The sequence below is a fragment of the Phreatobacter sp. genome (assembly GCF_051860605.1).
GTDB lineage: Bacteria > Pseudomonadota > Alphaproteobacteria > Rhizobiales > Phreatobacteraceae > Phreatobacter.
This window is the reverse complement of sequence record NZ_JBHYDR010000011.1, coordinates 116,529-133,784: the sequence shown is the minus strand read 5'-3', so window position 1 is coordinate 133,784 and position 17,256 is coordinate 116,529. Positions and strand designations below refer to the sequence as shown.

Here is a 17,256-nt window from a genome sequence, read left to right as displayed (position 1 = left end):
CGATGAAGGTCGTCGAGCATCGCCGCAGGACCGGCCTGCGGGCAAGGGGCCGGTTTTGATGGGCAGTTGCGCAAAGGAAAAGGCCGGGGCTGAGCCCCGGCCTTTCTGCCTATCGTCGATGGAAGGCACCTGTTCAGTAGGGCAGCGTACCAACCGAGGAGGGAATGGCGTTGCGGTCGGTCCGGGTCTGATCCGGGCGCTCGGCGCGGAAGGCGGCACGATCCAGCAGGACATTGCGCTGGGTGAACTCGCGCGGGGCCTCGGTGGCCGCGGGGGCCGGCGACGGCACGTAGGGGTTCTGGATCTCCTGGGCGAGAACCGGCGTGATCGCCATCGGGGCGAGGAGGGCGGCGGCAAGAATGAGCTTCTTCATGGTCTTTCTCCATCATGTCCGGGTCGGGAGGGACACACATGACCCGGGTCTTTGACTTCGCTGTCGGCGGGTGGTGTCCGCCGTCGACAAGGCTGAGATGGAGGTCCCGGCGATCACATGCCAATCACGAGAATGAGAAAATGCATAAACAGATGGAATGAAATCATTTCGTTTTTGCATTCTCGCAATCGTGAGAATGAATCGCGGGACTGTGAGCCGGCTCGTCTTGCGCCTTGGGGCGAGAGAGCAGGGTGGCGATTCACGACGGTTCGGGAAAGTCGCCGCCCGGCGAAGGAGACGCCTTCCTGTGGCGTGCCCGGGCCGCTAGTCTGATCCTGATGCGGCCTGAAACAGGGAGAACCGACCATGCGTGTCGGAACCACGACCTTTTGCGCGGCCGCCATCATGCTCCTCGCCAATGCCGGTCCCGCTTACGCCCAGCAGCGTGTGGTGATGATCGGCGATCAGGTGGTCGACGGACGCATCGTCGTCCGCCACGTCTATCGCTGCGATGGCTGCGGGCCGCGCCGTCAGGAGCGCGCCGGCCACTGGCGCCGCCGTGCCACCGTTGATTATGGCCAGGCCCTGCCGGTCTATCAGCCGCCGCTGTTCACCCATCCCGGCCATGTCGTTCCGGCGGTTCCCGTCCGGCCGCGCTCGGGTTCATACGCGGTGACCGGCGGGCCGGTGCCACGCGACGCCCAGCGGCGCGAGGGCTACGGGGCCACCGGTTCGATGCCGCGGATCATCACGATCCCGCCTCGCGCGTCCCGGCGGAACTGATCAGCGTCGCAGCCCGAGGCGCGTCGTCACCGCATAGAGCGCCAGGGCGGTTGCGTTAGAGACGTTCAGGCTGCGGATGGCGCCGGGCATGTCGATGCGCGCCAGCACGTCGCAATTCTCGCGCGTCAACTGGCGCAATCCCTTGCCCTCGGCCCCCAGCACCAGCGCAACCGGCTCGGTGACGGCCACCTGGTCGAGATCGGCCTCGCCCTCGCTGTCCAGGCCGACGATCAGGAAGGCGCGCGCCTTCAGGTCGGCCATGGCGCGGGCAAGGTTCTGCACCGTCACGAAGGGCACATGCTCCAGGCCGCCCGAAGCGCTCTTTGCGAGCACGCCGGTTGCTTCCGGCGAGTGACGGTTGGTGGTGACGATGGCCTTGACGCCGAAGGCGGCGGCCGAGCGGACGATGGCGCCGACATTGTGCGGGTCGGTGATCTGGTCGAGCAGCAGCACGACGCCCTTGGCCGGAAGCCGGTCGAGGGATGGTGCGTCCAGCGCGTCGGCCTCGGCGAACAGGCCCTGATGGACCGCGTCGGGCGTCGCGGCGAGGCGCCTGTCGATATCCCGCACCGGCACGATCTCGGCGGAATGGGCGATGCCCTCCTCGTCGAGCCGCTTGGCCGCATTCTCGGTGGCCAGCAGCGTCCGGATGCGGCGTTTCGGATTGTTCAGCGCCTCCGCCACCGTATGCCAGCCGTAGAGCAGCACCGTTCCGGTCTCATAGTCGGGCGCGGCCTCGCGTAGCACGCGCCCGCCACGGCCCTTGAACGGCCGGCCCGGCTTGGAGAAAGGTCGGAACGGCTTGCGCGGGCCTGAAGGGGGCCTGCCGGGCGGAGGGCTGGTCATGTCGGAAGCCTCGTCATGGCGTCCTCATGTCACGCCGGCCGGCCGGGCGCAATTCGCCATGGCCCACGACAGCCGGGAGCCGCGTTGGTTCGCGGCGCGCGCAGGCGTCATCCTTTGCCGGTTGACAGGCAGGGGGGGCGTCCCTATCAAGCGCGCCACGCCCGCCGCATCTTTGTCGGGCGCGGGACGGGGGAATGTCCCGAGCGGCAAAGGGGGCGGACTGTAAATCCGCTGGCTACGCCTTCGTAGGTTCGAGTCCTACTTCCCCCACCACCCACCCTTGTCATGACATCGCGGAGTGGCGGTGAGCCTGAAGCCGTTTCGACGGGCCGGCTGGCCGTGTCGAGGAGACCTGCGCCAGGTCACTTTCCGCGAGCAGCGGACAGGGGCATTCTCCCGATCACGACGGGGCCGCCTGCTGGCGCGGACCGTCGGCGACAGGGAGGCGAGCCTTGGGTGATCAGTCAACCGGCTGGCTCGGTGAGTCTCCGGCCGTGCTGCGCCGCGAGGCGCATTTCGGCGACCGCATCGTCGATTGCTTCGCCGAACGGCCTCAAAGCCTCCATGCCCTCCTCGAGCAGGCTGTTCTCCGTCGGCCGGAGGGCGAGGCGCTGGTGTGCGGCGACGAGCGGCTGACCTTCAGGGATCTTGAGGGCGAGTCGATCCGCCTCGCCGGAGCACTTGTCGCGCAGGGCATCGGTGCAGGCGACCGGATCGGGCTGCTGGTTGGCAACCGCATCGCGTTCGTGACGCTGCTGTTTGCTGCCGCTAGCATCGGCGCCATTGCCGTTCCGATGGGTCTGCGCCTCCAGGGGCCGGAGATCCTGCATATCCTCGTCGATTGCGGGGCCAGCCTGCTGGTCCACGAGGCCGAGCTTGCCGACCGCCTGCCGGACCCGGCGGAGGTTCCTGCGCTGCGCACCCGCATCGCCATTGGCGGAGAGGCCGCGGGGAGCCTTGCCTTCGAGGCGTTTGCTGCGTCCGGGAGGGAGCGCCAACCCCCGGAGATTGCTGCCGTCGCCGAGGAGGACGTCGCCGCGATCCTTTACACCTCGGGGACGACAGGCCGGCCCAAGGGCGCCATGCTGACCCATCTCGGCATCGTGCATTCCTCGATGGTCTATCAGCATTGCCTGAGGCTGACCGAGGCCGACCGCTCGATCGCCGCCGTGCCGCTGAGCCATGTCACCGGTCTGATCGCCAACATCACGGCGATGGTGCGCGCTGCCGGCTGCCTGATCATCATGCCGGCCTTCAAGGCCTCCGACTTTCTGCCGCTGGCCGCACGCGAGCGCATGACCTTCTCGGTGCTGGTTCCGGCCATGTACAACCTGTTTCTGATGCAGCCCGACTTCGATGCACACGACCTGTCGGCCTGGCGCATCGGCGGCTATGGCGGCGCGCCCATGCCGGTGCCGACCATCGAGCGGCTGGCTGACCGCTGCCCCGGTCTCAATCTCGTCAATGCCTATGGCTCAACCGAGACGACCTCGCCCTCGACCATCCTGCCGCCGCGCTTCACGGCGAGCCACGGCCATTCGGTCGGGCTCGCCGCGCCGGGGGTGGACATTGTGGTGATGGACGATGCCGGCCGGGAGGTGGAGCCCGGCGAGACCGGCGAGATCTGGATCGGCGGTCCGCATGTGGTCAAGGGCTACTGGAACAATCCGCAGGCCAGCGCCGAGGGCTTCACGGCCGGCTACTGGCATTCCGGCGACATCGGCTCGATGGATGCCGAAGGCTACGTGCAGGTGCTCGACCGCAAGAAGGACATGATCAACCGCGGCGGCTACAAGGTGTTCACGGCCGAAGTGGAAACGGTTCTTGCCGGCCTGTCCGGCGTCGTCGAATGCGCCGTGGTGGCCGTGCCCTGTCCGGTGCTTGGCGAAAGGGTCCATGCCTTTGTCGTCACCGGGGAGGCGGACGGCCCCGACGCGGTGGCGATCCGCGCCTGGTGCGCGGCCAGGCTCTCCGACTACAAGGTGCCGGAGACCCTGACCCTCGGCACGGATCCGCTGCCGCGCAATGCCAATGGCAAGGTGCTGAAGCGCGTACTGCGCGAAGGGCTGAGGGCCTGACGGGGGACCCGACGGACTGGCGTCGGTTGCCTGCTGCCGGTCCATCCGTCCCGGCCATCTCAACTTGCGCTGCGAGGTGCCGGATTGCTTAAGGAACAGCGCGGCCCTGGAACCTTTCACGGCCGTCGAGGCGGAACCGGACAAGCTTGTGAGGCCTGATTGCACGCTGGCTTGCATGCGATAAGGTCCAAAGTCAGGTCGTTTGCGCGGCCATCCGCTGATCTATGGGGGAATCGATGCTGCTTCGTTCTGTTTCCGTGGCATTGGTCCTCGCCGCGGCCCTAAGCACCCAGCCGGCTCTTGCCCAGTCCCTGTCGCCCGACCGGACATTGCGCATGGTCCCGAATGCGGATCTCCAGACGCTCGATCCGATCAACACTACGGCCGGTGTGGTCCAGTCCCACGCGCACATGATCTACGACCAGTTGTTCGGCCGTGACGAACAGCAGCGCCCGCAGCCTCAGATGGTCGAGTCATGGACCGTGTCCGATGACGCGCTGACGTGGTCCTTCACCCTTCGCGACCGGCTGGTCTTTCATGACGGACAGCCGGTGACTGCCAACGACGTGATCGCGTCGCTCCGCCGCTGGGGCGCGCGCGATCCCCATGGTCGGCAGATCATGGCGATCACTGAGGCGATGGAGCCGCGTGCGGACGGCCGGTCCTTCACCTGGCGCCTGCGCCGCCCCTACGGTCTGATGCTGGTCGCGCTGTCAAAGCCGGCCGGGAACATGCCCGCCATCATGCCGGCGCGCGTCGCGGCAACCGACCCGTTCACCGCCATCACCGAGACTGTCGGTTCGGGTCCGTTCATCTTCGTTCGCGAGGAATGGGTCCCCGGCTCCCGCGTCGTGTATCGCCGCAATCCCGAGTACGTCCCTCGTGGCGAGCCCGCCTCGGGAACCGCGGGGGGCAAGGTCGCGCATGTCGATCGGGTTGAATGGCTGAACATTGCCAATGCCCAGACGGCGGTGCTGGCGTTGATTCAGGGCGAACTCGACTACATCGAGAGCCCCGGCGTGGATTTCCTGCCCATGTTGCAGCGCCGGGGCATGCAGATCGTCCGCACCAACACGCTTGGTGCGCCCGGCATGATCCGCATGAACCACATTCACCCGCCCTTCAATGACCCACGGGCGCGCGAGGCGCTGATGCTGCTGGTCGACCAGCAGGACATCCTGCAAGCAATGTTCCCTGATCCCTCGCTCTATCAGGTCTGTCATGCCTTCTTTGTCTGTGGCTCGCCGCAGGAGACAAATGCGGGCGTGCCAGCCGGGCTTGGATCGGAAGCGGCCCGCGAGCGTGCGCGGAACCTTCTGCGCGAAAGCGGCTACGATGGCAGCCCCATTGTCATCATGGATCCTGCCGACAACCCCTTCGTCCACACGGCGACCCTGGTGCTGGCCAAGCAGATGGAGGCGGTTGGTTTCAGGACGGACGTTCAGGCCATGGACTTCGCGTCCATGGCCGGCCGGCGTGCGAATCGCCGCCCGCCAGCGGAGGGCGGCTGGCATATCGGGCTGACCTTCTGGAACGGTCTCGGAGCAAGCGACCCTGTCGGGAATGTGCCGATGCAGGCCAGTTGCGAGCGGGCCTGGCCTGGCTGGCCATGCGATGCGGCCCATCAGGCGCTGATCGACAGCTATCCCTATGCCGCTGGCGAGGCGGATCGCAAACGGATCCTCGACCAGCTGCACGAGAGCGCGTACCGGCTTGTGCCATATGTTCCCTATGGCCAGTGGTATCTGCCGTCGGCAGTCAACCCGCGCGTGTCGGGCGTCCTCGCTATGCCAGGGATCATCATCGCCTGGAACGTGAGGAAGGCCGTGCGTTAGCCCGAACCGGCGGCGCACGGACGTTTTACCGCCGCGCACGCTGTTGTCGTTGAGCGCCTGTCATTTCCATGCCCGCATCCGCTCAACCGACAGGTGGCGCGGGTGGGCGATCTATCATAGGAGATAGGAAATCCACTATCGGCAACGGCACCGCCTTGCCTCCAGACCGGTGCCCCATGGACGCCTGGACCGTTTCGGCCGCGCTGCTCAGCGCCGTTCTTCACGCCGGCTGGAACGCCGCGGTCAAGGCGAGCCCGGACCCGCGCGGCGTGATGACGGCACAGATGATGGCCAGTGCCGCCATCGTGCTGCCGGGCCTTGCCTGGACCGGATTGCCGGCGGCCGCGTCCTGGCCGTGGATCCTGGCCTCCACCACCATCAATCTGGTGACCGTTCTGAGTTTGCTCAGGGCCTATGAGGCGGTCGGCTTCGCCATGGCCTATCCGGTCGCCCGTGCGCTCTCGGTCATGCTGGTCGTGCCCCTTGCGGCGCTGGTGGCCGGCGAGGTGCCGGGCGGCTGGAGCCTTGCCGGCATTGGCCTGATCGCGCTGGCGCTCGCCACGCTGGCCATCGATCATGTGCGCAGGGCCGCCGGCGCGGGCAGGGGGCTCGGCTGGGTGGCGCTGGCTGGGCTCGGCATCGCCGGCTATGTCCTCTGCGACGCGCAGGGCGTGCGTGCGGCCGGGTCGCCCTGGTCCTATGGCTATGCGGTCAGCATCACCAACGCGGTTGCGATGAGCTGGGCGACGTCGCGGCTCGGTGCAACGTCCGGACAGGTTTCCGCGCCGCTCGACATCCTCAGGCGCCACGGCGCACGCGCCTTTCCCATCGCGGTCGCCTCGGTCGTGTCCTTCCAGCTCATTCTCTGGGTCTGGAGCTTCAGCGCCATCGCGCCCGCCGCGGCTCTGCGCGACACCAGCGCCATCTTCGCTGTCATCATCGCGGTCGTGGTGCTGAAGGAGCGCCTCACGCCGCTCAGGGCCGTCGCCATCGTTCTGGCGGCGGCTGCCATTCCATTGATCCGGCTCGGCTGAACGGACCGGCTTCAGAATACGGTGTAGCCGCCGTCGACCACCAGCGTCTGGCCGGTGTGATAGGCCGAGGCGCGGCTCATCAGATAGACCGTGATGCCGCCGAAATCGGCCGGCGTGCCGAAGCGGCGCGCCGGGATGCGTGGCATGACCGCGCCGACGAACTTCTCGTTGGCGAAGGTGCCGGCCGTCATGTCGGTCTCGATCCAGCCGGGCAGGATCGTGTTGGCGGTGACGCCATAGCGGGCAAGTTCGACCGCGAGCGCCCGGACCATCGCGTTCACGGCGCCCTTGGACGCGCCATAGTGCTCGTTGAACGCAGCGCCCTCGACGGAGGCGACCGAGGATGTGGCGATCAGCCGGCCATAGGCGTCGCCCGCCTTCGCCCGGTCCATCATATGCAGCGCCGCCACCTGAAAGCAGTGCATGACGCCCTCGACATTTGCGGTCATCACCCGGCGATAATCCTCCACGGTCCGGTTGATGAACGGCCCCTTGCTGGCGCCCGTGATGCCGGCATTGGCAATCATGCCGTCGACCCGGCCGAGGGCTGTCAGCGTCGCCGCGAAGGTCGCCTCGATCGAGGCACGGTCGGTGATATCGCAGATCCGCGCTTCGACCTTTCCGCCAAGACCCGCGAGCCGGCTGGCCGCCTCCTCGTTCTTGGCGGCGTTCCGGCCCCAGACCGACACCGCACAGCCGGCGGCGGCCAGCGCCTCGGCCATGCCGAGGCCGATGCCGCCATTGCCGCCGGTGACGACGGCGACGCGGCCGGACAGATCGAAAAGGGCGGTCATGGCATGTCCTCAAAGGGGGCAATCGGGGAAGGGACAGGGGGCCTGCCGTCGGCACCGGGTGTCAAATCGTCCGTGCGGGAGAGGCGGATCGTCGGCATTGACAGCTGGCGTTCATCGGGCGGCCATTGTCGCGACATGATGGCCGCTATGATCGCGCGACTTCGTAGGGAGGTCGCCATGACCCGTACCGCGCTGCTGTCCGTTCCGCTCGCTCTTGGCCTGGCCGCAATGGTCCTGCCGGCCTCGTCATTGCAGGCCCAGCCGGCCGGGGCAGCTGCCGCGCCATCCGAGCGGGACGCCGCCACCGGCCGCTTCATTCTGCGCGACAGTCCGGAGGGTCTGCTGCGCATGGACACGCGCAGCGGCCAGATGTCGATCTGCGCCCGCCAGAGTGGCAACTTCGCCTGCCGCCTGGTGCCGGATGACCGGACTGCGCTCACCGAGGAAGTCGAGCGGCTGAAGGCCGAGAACGAGACGCTGCGGCGCGGCGGCGGGTCGGCGCTTGTGCGCCCGGCTCCCGAGCAGCGACAGCAACTTCCCTCCGATGCCGAGGTCGACCGCGCCCTTTCCATCGCCGAGCGCGTCTGGCGGCGGCTTCTCGGGCTGATCCGCGAGACGGAGCCGGAACAGGGCCGCCGACTTTAGGCAGCTCCGCTGGCGCCGGCACCGGCACGGCCCTCAATGAAGGCGCGCCGCTTGGTCACTTCCGTGCCGACGTGATCCATGAACACGCGCACCCGCGCCGTGTTGCGCAGGTCCGGGTGGGTGAGCAGCCAGAGCGCGCCCTCGAACTCCTCCGAGGGATCGGCGAGCCGGACGAGGTTCGGGAACGTGTGGGCGATGAAGCAGGGCAGAAGGCCGATGCCGGCGCCCTCCGCCACGGCTTCGGCAAGCCCCAGCACGGTGTTGATCTTCCAGCCGATCCGATCCTCTCCCACATTCTGGGTCAGCCACCGGCCCGGCTTCAGGCCTGCCAGATTGTCGCCCAGCCCGATCCAGCTGTGGCTGCGGTAGTCGACCGGATCCAGGCGTTCGAGCCCGAGGCTTTCGGCCGCATAGACCGACCATGGAATGGTCGCGAGCCGGCGGCCGACCAGCGTCTCGGGCGGACTGCCGGTAGCGCGTATCGCGACATCCGCATCGCGTTTCGACAGGTTCAGCGACTGGTTTCCGATGACCACGTCGAGCGCGATCTCCGGGTAGCGCTTTCGGAACGAGGCGAAGATCGGGGTGAGCAGGTGGACGACCAGTGTATCGTTGGTCGTGACCCGGAGCTCGCCCTGCGGCCGCAGATCCTGCCCGGTCAGGCGCCGCTCGAAATCGACGATGTCCTCGGACATCCGCTCGGCGAGCCCCACCATCTCCTCGCCGGCGGCCGTCAGGGCATAGCCCGTGCGGCTGCGCTCGAACAGGCGGGCACCGAGCCGGTCCTCCATCGCGCCGAGGCGGCGGAACACCGTTGACTGGTTGACGCCGAGCAGGTCGGCCGCACCGGCCAGCGACCGGGCCTTCGAGACGGCGAGCACCGTCCGGTAATCATCCCAGGAGACCAGGGTCTGGCTCATCGTCGCTCCGTTCCGCCGATCGGTCGCTTGCGACGATGCAAGCAAATCTTTGCGGCGACGTCAATTTACTTGCGTGGGGAGGGGCGCCAAATGTGTCTCCGTCACCGGTAGCCGACGGTCTTTTCAAAAAGCCGATCTCTCCGGTCACCCTCGCCCTTGACCCGAAGGATCGTTCCCATGACCGCCTCTGCCTCCGTCGATTCCCGCACCGCTCCCTATGGTCTCTTTGCCCTGCGTGCCGCCCTCGGCACCATGTGGATCGCGCACGGCCTGCTGAAGGTCTTTGTCTTCGGAATTGCAGGCTTTGCCGGCTTTCTCGGCTCGCTCGGCTACCCCGCGGCTCTGGCCGGTCCGATCATCGCGGCCGAGGTGATCGGCGGCGTTCTGATCCTGCTCGGCATCTACGGCCGGCAGGTGTCCGTTCTGCTTCTGCCGGTCATGGCCGCCGCCATGCTGGTCCATGTGCCGAATGGCTGGCTCTTCTCGGCGCCGAATGGCGGCTGGGAATATCCCGCCTTCCTGATCGTCGCCTCGATCGCCCATGCGCTGGCCGGCGAGGGCGCCTTTGCCCTGCGGGCGCGCCCGCTGATGTTCTGGCAGGCCGGTCCGGCGCCGACGGTCCGCGCCGCCTGAGGGCTGCACCCACGGCTTTCACTATCGCATCCGAAAGGCCCGTCCCGATCCTCGGGGCGGGCTTCTCCCTGTTCGGGCGGTGCGGTCACTCGACCGGGATATTGTCGATCAGGCGCGTTGCAGCGAGCGTCGCCGCCACCAGCATCCTGCGTGGCGAGCCCGGCTGCGGAGGGCCGAGGTCGTTGGCCCCCCGGACCTCGAGATAGTCGAGCGCGAACCCGGCTTCGGTGATCGCCTGTCGGGACGGGGACAGCGCATCCTCCACCCCGGCGCCGGCCCGGATGGCGGCCGCCGTCTCCTGCATGATGCGGTGCAGGGCAGGAGCCCTGGCCCGCTCGGCCTGGCTCAGGTAGACATTGCGCGACGACATGGCGAGCCCGTCGGCTTCGCGCACGGTCGGCGCGCCGACGATCTCCACCGGCAGGTCGAGATCGGCCGCCATCCGCCGGATGACCGCGAGCTGCTGGAAGTCCTTCTCGCCGAACAGGGCGACATCGGCCTGGCTCTGGGTGAACAGCTTGGCGACGATGGTCGCCACCCCATCGAAATGGAAAGGGCGGGTGACGTCCTCGAGACCCGCGGTCGCAGGCCCTTTCAGACTGACCGTCGTCGCCGACCCCGCTGGATACATGGTCTCGACATCCGGGGCGTAGACAGCCTCGACGCCAACTTCCGACAATTTGCGAATATCACCCTCGAACGTTCTGGGATATTTAGAGAAATCCTCTGTCGGCGCAAACTGGGTGGGATTGACGAAGATGGATACGACCGTCGCGCTGGCGTGGCGGCGCGCGACCTCGACCAGCGAGACGTGGCCGGCATGGAGCGCACCCATGGTCGGCACGAGGGCGACCCGCTCGCCCCTGACGCGGCGCCCGGAAACGAAGGCGCGCAGCGCGGCGATGGTCGACAGGACGATGGGCATGGCGGCCTTCCTGCTGAAGCGTCGGACCGGTCTCAGTCCGTCTCGTCGTCCCTGTCGGGCCTTGCCATCCACCAGACGACCAGCATGGCAACCGGGATCCAGCCAATTCCCGCAAAGGCGTAGAACAGCGGCTCGCCGACCGGCCCGAAGCGGCGCGCGGCATTGTGCATGATCGCGGTGACCAGCAGAGCGTAGAACGAGACCCAGACGAGCAGCAGCACGGTTCCGATCAGCTTGCGGGTGCGCGAATGCATGGCAGGTCCGAGTTTCGGCAGGTCCGGGGCTTCGTGCCGGTTGTCCGGCATCCGGGGGGTCTATATCTGTCGTATGCCGCTTATACCAGCCAGAAGGACTGCCGGATGACGGCCGCGAATGCCTTTGCCCCCGACCCCCGCCAGAACCGGATCATCCGGTTCTGGCTGCTTGGCGTGGCGGTTCTGGTCTTTGCCATGGTGGTGGTGGGTGGCGCGACGCGGCTGACCGATTCCGGCCTCTCGATCACCGAATGGAAGCCGGTGACCGGGGCCTTGCCGCCGCTGACGGAGGCGCAGTGGGCGGACGAGTTCGCGCGCTATCGGGCGAGCCCGCAATACGAGGCGGTCAACCGGGGCATGAGCCTCGCCGACTTCCAGTTCATCTACTGGTGGGAATGGGGACACCGTTTCCTCGGCCGCCTGACCGGCGCGGCCATGCTCCTGCCCTGGCTGGTCTTCGTCGCGCGCGGCTGGATGTCGGCGCGGCTCGCCGCGGGCACCTTCGCCATCGGCCTGCTGATGGCGCTTCAGGGCTTTGTCGGCTGGATCATGGTCGCGTCCGGGCTCAGGCCCGGCATGGTGGCGGTGGCGCCTCTCAAACTCATGTTCCACCTGACGCTTGCCTGCCTGATCTTCGCGCTGCTGGTCTGGACGGCGCTCCGGCTGGCTCCCGAGCGACCGCGAGAGCCTGCGAGCGACAAGGTCCGCTATGGCGCCATCGCGGTTCTCGGCGTCCTCTCGGCGCAGATCGCCCTCGGCGCGCTGGTCGCGGGCAACCGGGCCGGCATGCGGTTCAACGACTGGCCGTTGATGGACGGCGCCCTGGTGCCGCCGCTCAACGTCCTGTTCGACCGGCCGACCGTGCTGGAATCCTTCATTGATTCCCTGGCGCTGGTGCAGTTCAACCACCGTCTGGTTGCCTATGGGCTGGTGGCACTGGCGCTCTGGCACCTGCTCGCGGCACGCGGCACGGCCTATGCCAAAGGCGCAGCGGTGCTGTTCGGGCTGATTGCCGCGCAGGCCGTCATCGGCATCGTCACCCTCGTGCTGGTCGTGCCGCTCTGGGCCGGACTGCTGCATCAGGGCTTTGCCGTGATCGTGCTGGGCCATGCGCTGGCCCATGTCCATGCGCTGGTTCGCGCCCCGCGGGCGGGACGCGAACCGCTGGGCCGGCCCGTGCCGGCCGAATGAGCCTTACACGGCCGCCAGTGCCGTCTCCAGATCCGCGATGATGTCCGCGGCGTCCTCGATGCCGACCGATACGCGCACCACCTCCGGTCCGGCGCCGGCCTGCGTCTTCTGCTCGTCCGAGAGCTGGCGGTGGGTCGTCGAGGCCGGGTGGATGATCAGCGAGCGCGTGTCGCCGACATTGGCCAGGTGCGAGAACAGTTGCACCCCCGACACCAGCTTGACGCCGGCCTGGTAGCCGCCCTTCAGACCGAATGTGAAGACCGCGCCGGCCCCCTTCGGGGCATATTTCTTGGCCAGCGCATGACCCTTGTCGGAGGCAAGGCCCGGATAGCTGACCCAGGCGATCTTCGGATGCGTGGACAGGAATTCGGCCACCTTCAGCGCATTCGCGCAATGCCTCTCCATCCGCAGCGGCAAGGTCTCGATGCCGGTCAGCACCATGAAGGCGTTGAAGGGCGCGAGGGCGGGGCCGAGATCGCGCAGGCCGAGAACGCGGCAGGCGATGGCGAAGGCGAAATTGCCGAAGGTCTCGCCGAGGACGATGCCGCCATATTCCGGGCGCGGCGTGGACAGCATCGGATAGCGGCCGCCCTTCATCCAGTCGAACGAGCCGCCATCGACGATCAGCCCGGCAATCGAATTGCCGTGGCCGCCGAGGAACTTGGTGGCCGAATGGATGATGATGTCGGCACCGTGCTCGAAAGGTCTGATCAGGTAGGGCGTCGCCAGTGTGTTGTCGACGACCAGCGGCACGCCATGCTTCTTCGCCACCGCCGAGATTGCCGCGATGTCGGTGATCTCGCCGGCCGGATTGGCGATGCTCTCGATGAAGATCGCCTTGGTTTTCGGCGAGATCGCCTTTTCGAAGGACGACACGTCGTCCTGGTCGGCCCAGACGACCGTCCAGTCGAAGTTCTTGTAGGAATGGTTGAACTGGTTGATCGAGCCGCCATAGAGCTTGCGCGAGGCGATGAACTCGTCGCCCGGCTGCATCAGGGCGTGCATGATCAAGAATTCGGCGGCATGTCCGGATGCAACCCCGAGCGCGGCCGTGCCGCCTTCGAGAGCCGCAACACGCTCCTCCAGCACCGCATTGGTCGGGTTGCCGATGCGGGTGTAGATGTTGCCGAAGGCTTGAAGGCCGAACAGCGATGCCGCGTGATCGACATCGTCGAAGACGAAGGATGTGGTCTGGTAGATAGGCGTCGCCCGCGCGCCCGTCGTCGGGTCGGGCTGGGCGCCGGCATGGACTGCAAGGGTCGAAAATCCGGGAACGCGGTCGGCCATGGTGTCTCCTCCTGTGGGGGCCGCGCGGCGGCCTTCGCGGTCTTCGGGGGATAAGTTTCTACGAACCGGGCCGCTGCATGGTCAAGCGAACAGGATTTTCTATTCGTCCGCTTTCCCGGAACCGAAGGTCTGTCTGAGCCCCAGCTTCTGGAACTTGCCTTCCTTCAACTGCGGCGCGCGCCGGGCGGAAATGGTGCGCGAGTTGACGCCCATCCAGGCAATCTCCGAGGACAGGCGGCCCAACTCGATCTTCGGGCAGCGGTTCATCACCACCTGCAGACCCTCCGCTCCGGCGCGGGCGGCGGCCGCATCGTTGCGGACGGACAATTGCATCCAGATGACCTTCGGCTTCGGCACCAGGGCAAGCGCCTCGTCGACAACGGCGCCGGCGGCCTCCGAGTTGCGGAAGATGTCGATCATGTCGATCGGCTCGGGCACGTCCTTGAGCGTGCCGTAGACGGTCTGGCCCAGGATCTCCTTGCCGGCCAGCCCAGGATTGATCGGGTGAACGCGGTAGCCGCGGTCGAGAAGGTATTTCAGGACGAAATAGCTCGGCCGCACCTCGTTCGCCGATGCACCGACCATGGCCACCGTGTTCACCGAGGACAGGATGGAGCGGATATGATCGTTGGAATAGGCGTCGTGATTCACCGGTCTTCCCATTGCGGCTGGCGCTTCTGAAGGGTCGCGCCGATACCTTCCTCGGCGTCGCGCGCGAGCATGTTTTCAACCATCACCTCGCTCGCATGGGCATAGGCACGGCCGAGATCCATGCCGGCCTGAGCGTAGAAGGCGCGCTTGCCGGTCTTCACGGTCACGGTGGATTTGGCTGCGATGGCGGCCGCGAGCGCCTGGGCCGCGGCCAGTTCCGCGCCTGCCGGCACGACCCGGTTGAGCAGTCCGATCCGGAAGGCCTCGTCGGCCGGGATCTGTTCGCCGAGCAGCAGCATCTCCATGGCGTACTTCGGCGCGACGTTCCGCGACAGGGCCACCATCGGCGTTGAACAGAACAGGCCGATATGGACGCCCGGCGTGCAGAAGCGCGCTTCGGCCGAGGCGACGGCCAGGTCGCAGGTCGCGACCAGCTGGCATCCCGCGGCCGTGGCGAGCCCCTGCACGGCGGCGATCACCGGCTGGGGCAGGGCGACGATCTGCTGCATCATGGCCGAGCAGCGACCCATCACATCGGCGAAATAGGCGCGGCCACGGTCGGCATCGGCGCGCCGGGCCGTCATTTCCTTCAGGTTGTGCCCGGACGAGAAACAGGGCCCGCGCGCCGCCAGCACGACCGACCGCACGGAGCGGTCTGCGGCGATTGCCGACCATGTCTCCGACAGCGCCGCCAGCATTCCCTCCGAGAGAGAATTGCGGCTGGCCGGATCGTCCATGGTGAGGGTCGCCACGCCGCTGGAATCCTCGCGAAGGAGGATGGCCTGCCGGGCCTGGGGTCTCAGGGAGGGTGCGTTCATCACCATCCGCCTTTCGCAAGAGGGACGGGCGCGACCTTGGCTCGCTAACCTCTGCGCCGCAAGGCCGCCGATCGGCGGCCGCAGGACGATCCTTCATGGCCGATGCATCGACCCCGCCACCGAAAATGACCGTGGCCGAACTGGAGGCCTTCCTTGAGCAGGAATTCCCGCAGGTGTTCGGCGCCGGCAAGCTGTATCACGTCGAGGACGTTGCGCACCGCTTTGCCCGCATGCGCTGCCGGTACGATCCGGGCCAGCTGCGGCCAGGGGGCACCATCTCCGGCCCCACCATGATGACGTTGGCCGATACGGGCCTCTATGTTGCGATCCTCGCATCCATCGGGCCGGTCGGACTGGCGGTCACCACAAATCTCAACGTCAACTTCCTGAAGAAGCCGGCGCCCCGTGACCTGATCGCCGAATGCAGGCTGGTGAAGCTCGGCAAGCGGCTGGCCGTCGGCGAGGTGGCCATCTGGTCGGACGGGGAGGGCGAGGAACTGGTGGCCCATGCCACCGGCACCTATTCCATTCCGCCGGAGCGGTGACGCTCAGCCCGCCGGCATGGCTTCCAGCATTTTCCTGAGCTCGGCCTTGGCGATCTTTTCCAGCGTCGAGCGGGGCATGTCGTCGACCAGATGCACGGCGCGCGGCACCTTGAAGTCGGCGAGCGCGGCCCGGCAGGTGGCAAGAATAACCTCGGAGAGGTCTGCCGGCGCGTCGGCAAGGCCCGCCTGGGGAATGACGAACACGACCGGTACCTCGTCGAGCATCGGGTGCTTGCGCGCCACGACAGCGACTTCCCGCACGCCGGCAACCGTCATGATGACCTGCTCGATCTCGGAGGCGGCAACATTCTCGCCGCCCACCTTGAGCATGTCCTTGTCGCGGTCGGCAAAGCGGAAATAGCCGTTTTCGAGCAGCTTCACCCGGTCGCCGGTGATGAAATAGCCGTGCGCGTCGAAGCTGTCCTGCATGGCCTTCTCGTTGAACAGATATTCCTTGAACAGCGACAGCCCCGGCACGCCCCGGATCAGCAGGTGGCCGGTGCCGCCGACCTCGGTTGCACTGCCGTCGTCATTGACCACGCGGATCTCGTATTCGGGTGCGGCCCGGCCGATGGACATCGGAATATTCGGCTGGTGCATCTCGCCGATGATCCCGTGGGTGATGGTCTCGGTCATGCCCCACCAGCCGATTGTCTTCACACCGAAGACCGCATCGGTGGGGGGCGACGAGATCGCATTGCCCCAGAGCCGGAAGTGATGCTGCCCGGGGATCTCGCGCTCCATCAGCGCGCGGGTGCAGAACGGCACCACAGACGTCCAGGTGCAGCGGTGGGCGAGCGCGGTCGGCCAGAACCGGCTGGCCGAGAAGCGCGGCATGACGACGGCCGTCGCCCCCACCCAGAGGCTCGCCAGGATCGAATAGGCCAGCGCATTGGTGTGGAACAGCGGCAGGTGGACGAGGTGGACGTCTTCAGGTCGCAGATCCTCGTGGTCGGCATTGACCTTGGCGCCCCACAGGGCATTGGCGTGGGTCCAGAGCACCGCCTTCGGCCGGGCCGTTGTGCCGGACGTGTACTGGACCGAGCAGGGCCAGTGCGGGTCGTGCGGCCGGGACGGCCGGTCCGCGGGGTCCGCGAACAGCGCTTCGAAACGCTCGGCGCGTTCCGGAATGCGATGGGACGGAGGCGGGTCGCCGCTGTCATTGTCGGTGACCGCGAGCCAGCGGATCGCCGGGCAGTTGGATGCGACGAGGTCGGCATAGGCCGGCTGGGTGATGGCGGCGACAGCCCCGCAATGGCCTGCGAAATAGGCCACTTCCGGCCCGGCCGAGCGGGTGTTGGTGGTCACCGCCACCGCGCCCAGTTCCACGCAGGCATACCAGGCAAGGATCGCCTCGAGGCAGTTGTCGAGATGGATCAGAACGAACTCGCCGGGCTTCACGCCCCGGCGGGCCAGACCCGCGGCGAGCGACCCGACGCGGTCCCGGAAGGCGCGATAGGTGAGGGTGGTCGCAGGTCGTTCGAAAGGCGCCCAGACGATGAACGGGTGGTCCGCGCGCGTCTCGGCCCGCAGCTTCAGGAGCCAGGGCACGTCGAGACCGGCGAACGGCCCGACATGTCCCGGCGGCGTGGCGACCATCGGCATGGCGTGTCCTCATGTCTGGCTGCGGCGACTTCGGCCGTC

At 67.3% G+C, this 17,256-nt stretch carries 18 protein-coding genes and 1 tRNA gene; 9 read left to right on the top strand and 10 right to left on the bottom strand.

Annotated features, from left to right (window positions below):
* Nucleotides 1-133: 133 nt before the first annotated feature.
* Nucleotides 134-373, bottom strand: coding sequence for a hypothetical protein (locus tag ACTIFS_RS18215; protein ID WP_439575545.1), 240 nt, complete (start codon nt 371-373; stop codon nt 134-136).
* Between the two features lie 366 nt (nt 374-739).
* On the opposite strand from ACTIFS_RS18215, the gene ACTIFS_RS18210 reads away from it, so the two are divergent.
* A complete protein-coding gene (locus ACTIFS_RS18210; protein ID WP_439575544.1) occupies nt 740-1,156 on the top strand; it encodes a hypothetical protein in 417 nt (138 codons plus the stop codon).
* Here ACTIFS_RS18210 and rlmB read toward each other — a convergent pair whose 3' ends face one another.
* A complete protein-coding gene (gene rlmB / locus ACTIFS_RS18205; protein WP_439575543.1) occupies nt 1,157-2,002 on the bottom strand; it encodes a 23S rRNA (guanosine(2251)-2'-O)-methyltransferase RlmB in 846 nt (281 codons plus the stop codon).
* Nucleotides 2,003-2,190: 188 nt separating this feature from the next.
* Here rlmB and ACTIFS_RS18200 point away from each other — a divergent pair.
* The 4 genes from ACTIFS_RS18200 (at nt 2,191) to ACTIFS_RS18185 (ending at nt 6,949) form a co-directional block, all read left to right on the top strand.
* A tRNA-Tyr gene (locus tag ACTIFS_RS18200) sits at nt 2,191-2,275 on the top strand.
* A gap of 179 nt (nt 2,276-2,454) precedes the next feature.
* Nucleotides 2,455-4,080, top strand: a complete 1,626-nt coding sequence (locus ACTIFS_RS18195; protein ID WP_439575542.1) for a class I adenylate-forming enzyme family protein — start codon at nt 2,455-2,457, stop codon at nt 4,078-4,080.
* A 224-nt stretch (nt 4,081-4,304) separates the two neighbouring features.
* Nucleotides 4,305-5,915: an ABC transporter substrate-binding protein gene (locus tag ACTIFS_RS18190; protein ID WP_439575541.1), complete on the top strand. Its 1,611-nt coding sequence runs from the start codon at nt 4,305-4,307 to the stop codon at nt 5,913-5,915.
* 176 nt (nt 5,916-6,091) lie between these two features.
* Nucleotides 6,092-6,949, top strand: a complete 858-nt coding sequence (locus ACTIFS_RS18185; RefSeq protein WP_439575540.1) for a hypothetical protein — start codon at nt 6,092-6,094, stop codon at nt 6,947-6,949.
* Nucleotides 6,950-6,960: 11 nt separating this feature from the next.
* On the opposite strand, the gene ACTIFS_RS18180 is transcribed toward ACTIFS_RS18185, so the two are convergent.
* On the bottom strand, nt 6,961-7,743 hold the full coding sequence (locus tag ACTIFS_RS18180; RefSeq protein WP_439575539.1) for an SDR family NAD(P)-dependent oxidoreductase: 783 nt from the start codon (nt 7,741-7,743) through the stop codon (nt 6,961-6,963).
* A 177-nt stretch (nt 7,744-7,920) separates the two neighbouring features.
* Here ACTIFS_RS18180 and ACTIFS_RS18175 point away from each other — a divergent pair, with 177 nt between their 5' ends.
* Nucleotides 7,921-8,388 (top strand): hypothetical protein, encoded by a 468-nt coding sequence (locus ACTIFS_RS18175; RefSeq protein ID WP_439575538.1) that lies wholly within the window; start codon nt 7,921-7,923, stop codon nt 8,386-8,388.
* Here the strand turns inward: ACTIFS_RS18175 and ACTIFS_RS18170 are convergent.
* Nucleotides 8,385-9,308 (bottom strand): LysR family transcriptional regulator, encoded by a 924-nt coding sequence (locus ACTIFS_RS18170; protein ID WP_439575537.1) that lies wholly within the window; start codon nt 9,306-9,308, stop codon nt 8,385-8,387. The two genes, ACTIFS_RS18175 and ACTIFS_RS18170, sit on opposite strands and share 4 nt — an antisense overlap.
* 177 nt (nt 9,309-9,485) lie before the next feature.
* Between ACTIFS_RS18170 and ACTIFS_RS18165 the strand changes: the two genes are divergently transcribed.
* Nucleotides 9,486-9,941, top strand: coding sequence for a DoxX family protein (locus ACTIFS_RS18165; RefSeq protein ID WP_439575536.1), 456 nt, complete (start codon nt 9,486-9,488; stop codon nt 9,939-9,941).
* Nucleotides 9,942-10,026: 85 nt separating this feature from the next.
* On the opposite strand, the gene panC is transcribed toward ACTIFS_RS18165, so the two are convergent.
* Together panC and ACTIFS_RS18155 are read right to left on the bottom strand one after the other, a co-directional pair.
* Nucleotides 10,027-10,866, bottom strand: coding sequence for a pantoate--beta-alanine ligase (gene panC / locus ACTIFS_RS18160; protein ID WP_439575535.1), 840 nt, complete (start codon nt 10,864-10,866; stop codon nt 10,027-10,029).
* A 32-nt stretch (nt 10,867-10,898) separates the two neighbouring features.
* Entirely contained in the window at nt 10,899-11,120 is a 222-nt protein-coding gene (locus ACTIFS_RS18155) for a DUF2842 domain-containing protein (RefSeq protein WP_439575534.1), read from the bottom strand.
* Between the two features lie 105 nt (nt 11,121-11,225).
* On the opposite strand from ACTIFS_RS18155, the gene ACTIFS_RS18150 reads away from it, so the two are divergent.
* On the top strand, nt 11,226-12,311 hold the full coding sequence (locus ACTIFS_RS18150) for a COX15/CtaA family protein (RefSeq protein WP_439575533.1): 1,086 nt from the start codon (nt 11,226-11,228) through the stop codon (nt 12,309-12,311).
* A 3-nt stretch (nt 12,312-12,314) separates the two neighbouring features.
* Here the strand turns inward: ACTIFS_RS18150 and ACTIFS_RS18145 are convergent, their stop codons facing one another.
* The 3 genes from ACTIFS_RS18145 to ACTIFS_RS18135 all read right to left on the bottom strand — a co-directional run bounded on the left by ACTIFS_RS18145 (nt 12,315) and on the right by ACTIFS_RS18135 (nt 15,067).
* Entirely contained in the window at nt 12,315-13,598 is a 1,284-nt protein-coding gene (locus tag ACTIFS_RS18145) for an O-acetylhomoserine aminocarboxypropyltransferase (protein ID WP_439575532.1), read from the bottom strand.
* A 99-nt stretch (nt 13,599-13,697) separates the two neighbouring features.
* A complete protein-coding gene (locus ACTIFS_RS18140) occupies nt 13,698-14,249 on the bottom strand; it encodes a CoA-binding protein (protein ID WP_439575531.1) in 552 nt (183 codons plus the stop codon).
* On the bottom strand, nt 14,246-15,067 hold the full coding sequence (locus tag ACTIFS_RS18135; protein WP_439575530.1) for an enoyl-CoA hydratase: 822 nt from the start codon (nt 15,065-15,067) through the stop codon (nt 14,246-14,248). Before ACTIFS_RS18135 ends, ACTIFS_RS18140 begins: the two co-directional genes overlap by 4 nt.
* A 95-nt stretch (nt 15,068-15,162) precedes the next feature.
* On the opposite strand from ACTIFS_RS18135, the gene ACTIFS_RS18130 reads away from it, so the two are divergent.
* Nucleotides 15,163-15,612, top strand: a complete 450-nt coding sequence (locus ACTIFS_RS18130; protein WP_439575529.1) for a PaaI family thioesterase — start codon at nt 15,163-15,165, stop codon at nt 15,610-15,612.
* 3 nt (nt 15,613-15,615) lie between these two features.
* Here ACTIFS_RS18130 and ACTIFS_RS18125 read toward each other — a convergent pair whose 3' ends face one another.
* Nucleotides 15,616-17,217: an AMP-binding protein gene (locus tag ACTIFS_RS18125; RefSeq protein WP_439575528.1), complete on the bottom strand. Its 1,602-nt coding sequence runs from the start codon at nt 17,215-17,217 to the stop codon at nt 15,616-15,618.
* Nucleotides 17,218-17,256 lie beyond the last annotated feature (39 nt).

Bases quoted from the DNA above. Each gene is read 5' to 3' on its own strand.
- ACTIFS_RS18215 (WP_439575545.1), bottom strand. From the start codon at position 373: ATGAAGAAGCTCATTCTTGCCGCCGCCCTCCTCGCCCCGATGGCGATC.
- ACTIFS_RS18210 (WP_439575544.1), top strand. From the start codon at position 740: ATGCGTGTCGGAACCACGACCTTTTGCGCGGCCGCCATCATGCTCCTC.
- rlmB (WP_439575543.1), bottom strand. From the start codon at position 2,002: ATGACCAGCCCTCCGCCCGGCAGGCCCCCTTCAGGCCCGCGCAAGCCG.
- ACTIFS_RS18190 (WP_439575541.1), top strand. From the start codon at position 4,305: ATGGGGGAATCGATGCTGCTTCGTTCTGTTTCCGTGGCATTGGTCCTC.
- ACTIFS_RS18185 (WP_439575540.1), top strand. From the start codon at position 6,092: ATGGACGCCTGGACCGTTTCGGCCGCGCTGCTCAGCGCCGTTCTTCAC.
- ACTIFS_RS18180 (WP_439575539.1), bottom strand. From the start codon at position 7,743: ATGACCGCCCTTTTCGATCTGTCCGGCCGCGTCGCCGTCGTCACCGGC.
- ACTIFS_RS18175 (WP_439575538.1), top strand. From the start codon at position 7,921: ATGACCCGTACCGCGCTGCTGTCCGTTCCGCTCGCTCTTGGCCTGGCC.
- ACTIFS_RS18170 (WP_439575537.1), bottom strand. From the start codon at position 9,308: ATGAGCCAGACCCTGGTCTCCTGGGATGATTACCGGACGGTGCTCGCC.
- ACTIFS_RS18165 (WP_439575536.1), top strand. From the start codon at position 9,486: ATGACCGCCTCTGCCTCCGTCGATTCCCGCACCGCTCCCTATGGTCTC.
- panC (WP_439575535.1), bottom strand. From the start codon at position 10,866: ATGCCCATCGTCCTGTCGACCATCGCCGCGCTGCGCGCCTTCGTTTCC.
- ACTIFS_RS18155 (WP_439575534.1), bottom strand. From the start codon at position 11,120: ATGCATTCGCGCACCCGCAAGCTGATCGGAACCGTGCTGCTGCTCGTC.
- ACTIFS_RS18150 (WP_439575533.1), top strand. From the start codon at position 11,226: ATGACGGCCGCGAATGCCTTTGCCCCCGACCCCCGCCAGAACCGGATC.
- ACTIFS_RS18145 (WP_439575532.1), bottom strand. From the start codon at position 13,598: ATGGCCGACCGCGTTCCCGGATTTTCGACCCTTGCAGTCCATGCCGGC.
- ACTIFS_RS18135 (WP_439575530.1), bottom strand. From the start codon at position 15,067: ATGAACGCACCCTCCCTGAGACCCCAGGCCCGGCAGGCCATCCTCCTT.
- ACTIFS_RS18130 (WP_439575529.1), top strand. From the start codon at position 15,163: ATGGCCGATGCATCGACCCCGCCACCGAAAATGACCGTGGCCGAACTG.
- ACTIFS_RS18125 (WP_439575528.1), bottom strand. From the start codon at position 17,217: ATGCCGATGGTCGCCACGCCGCCGGGACATGTCGGGCCGTTCGCCGGT.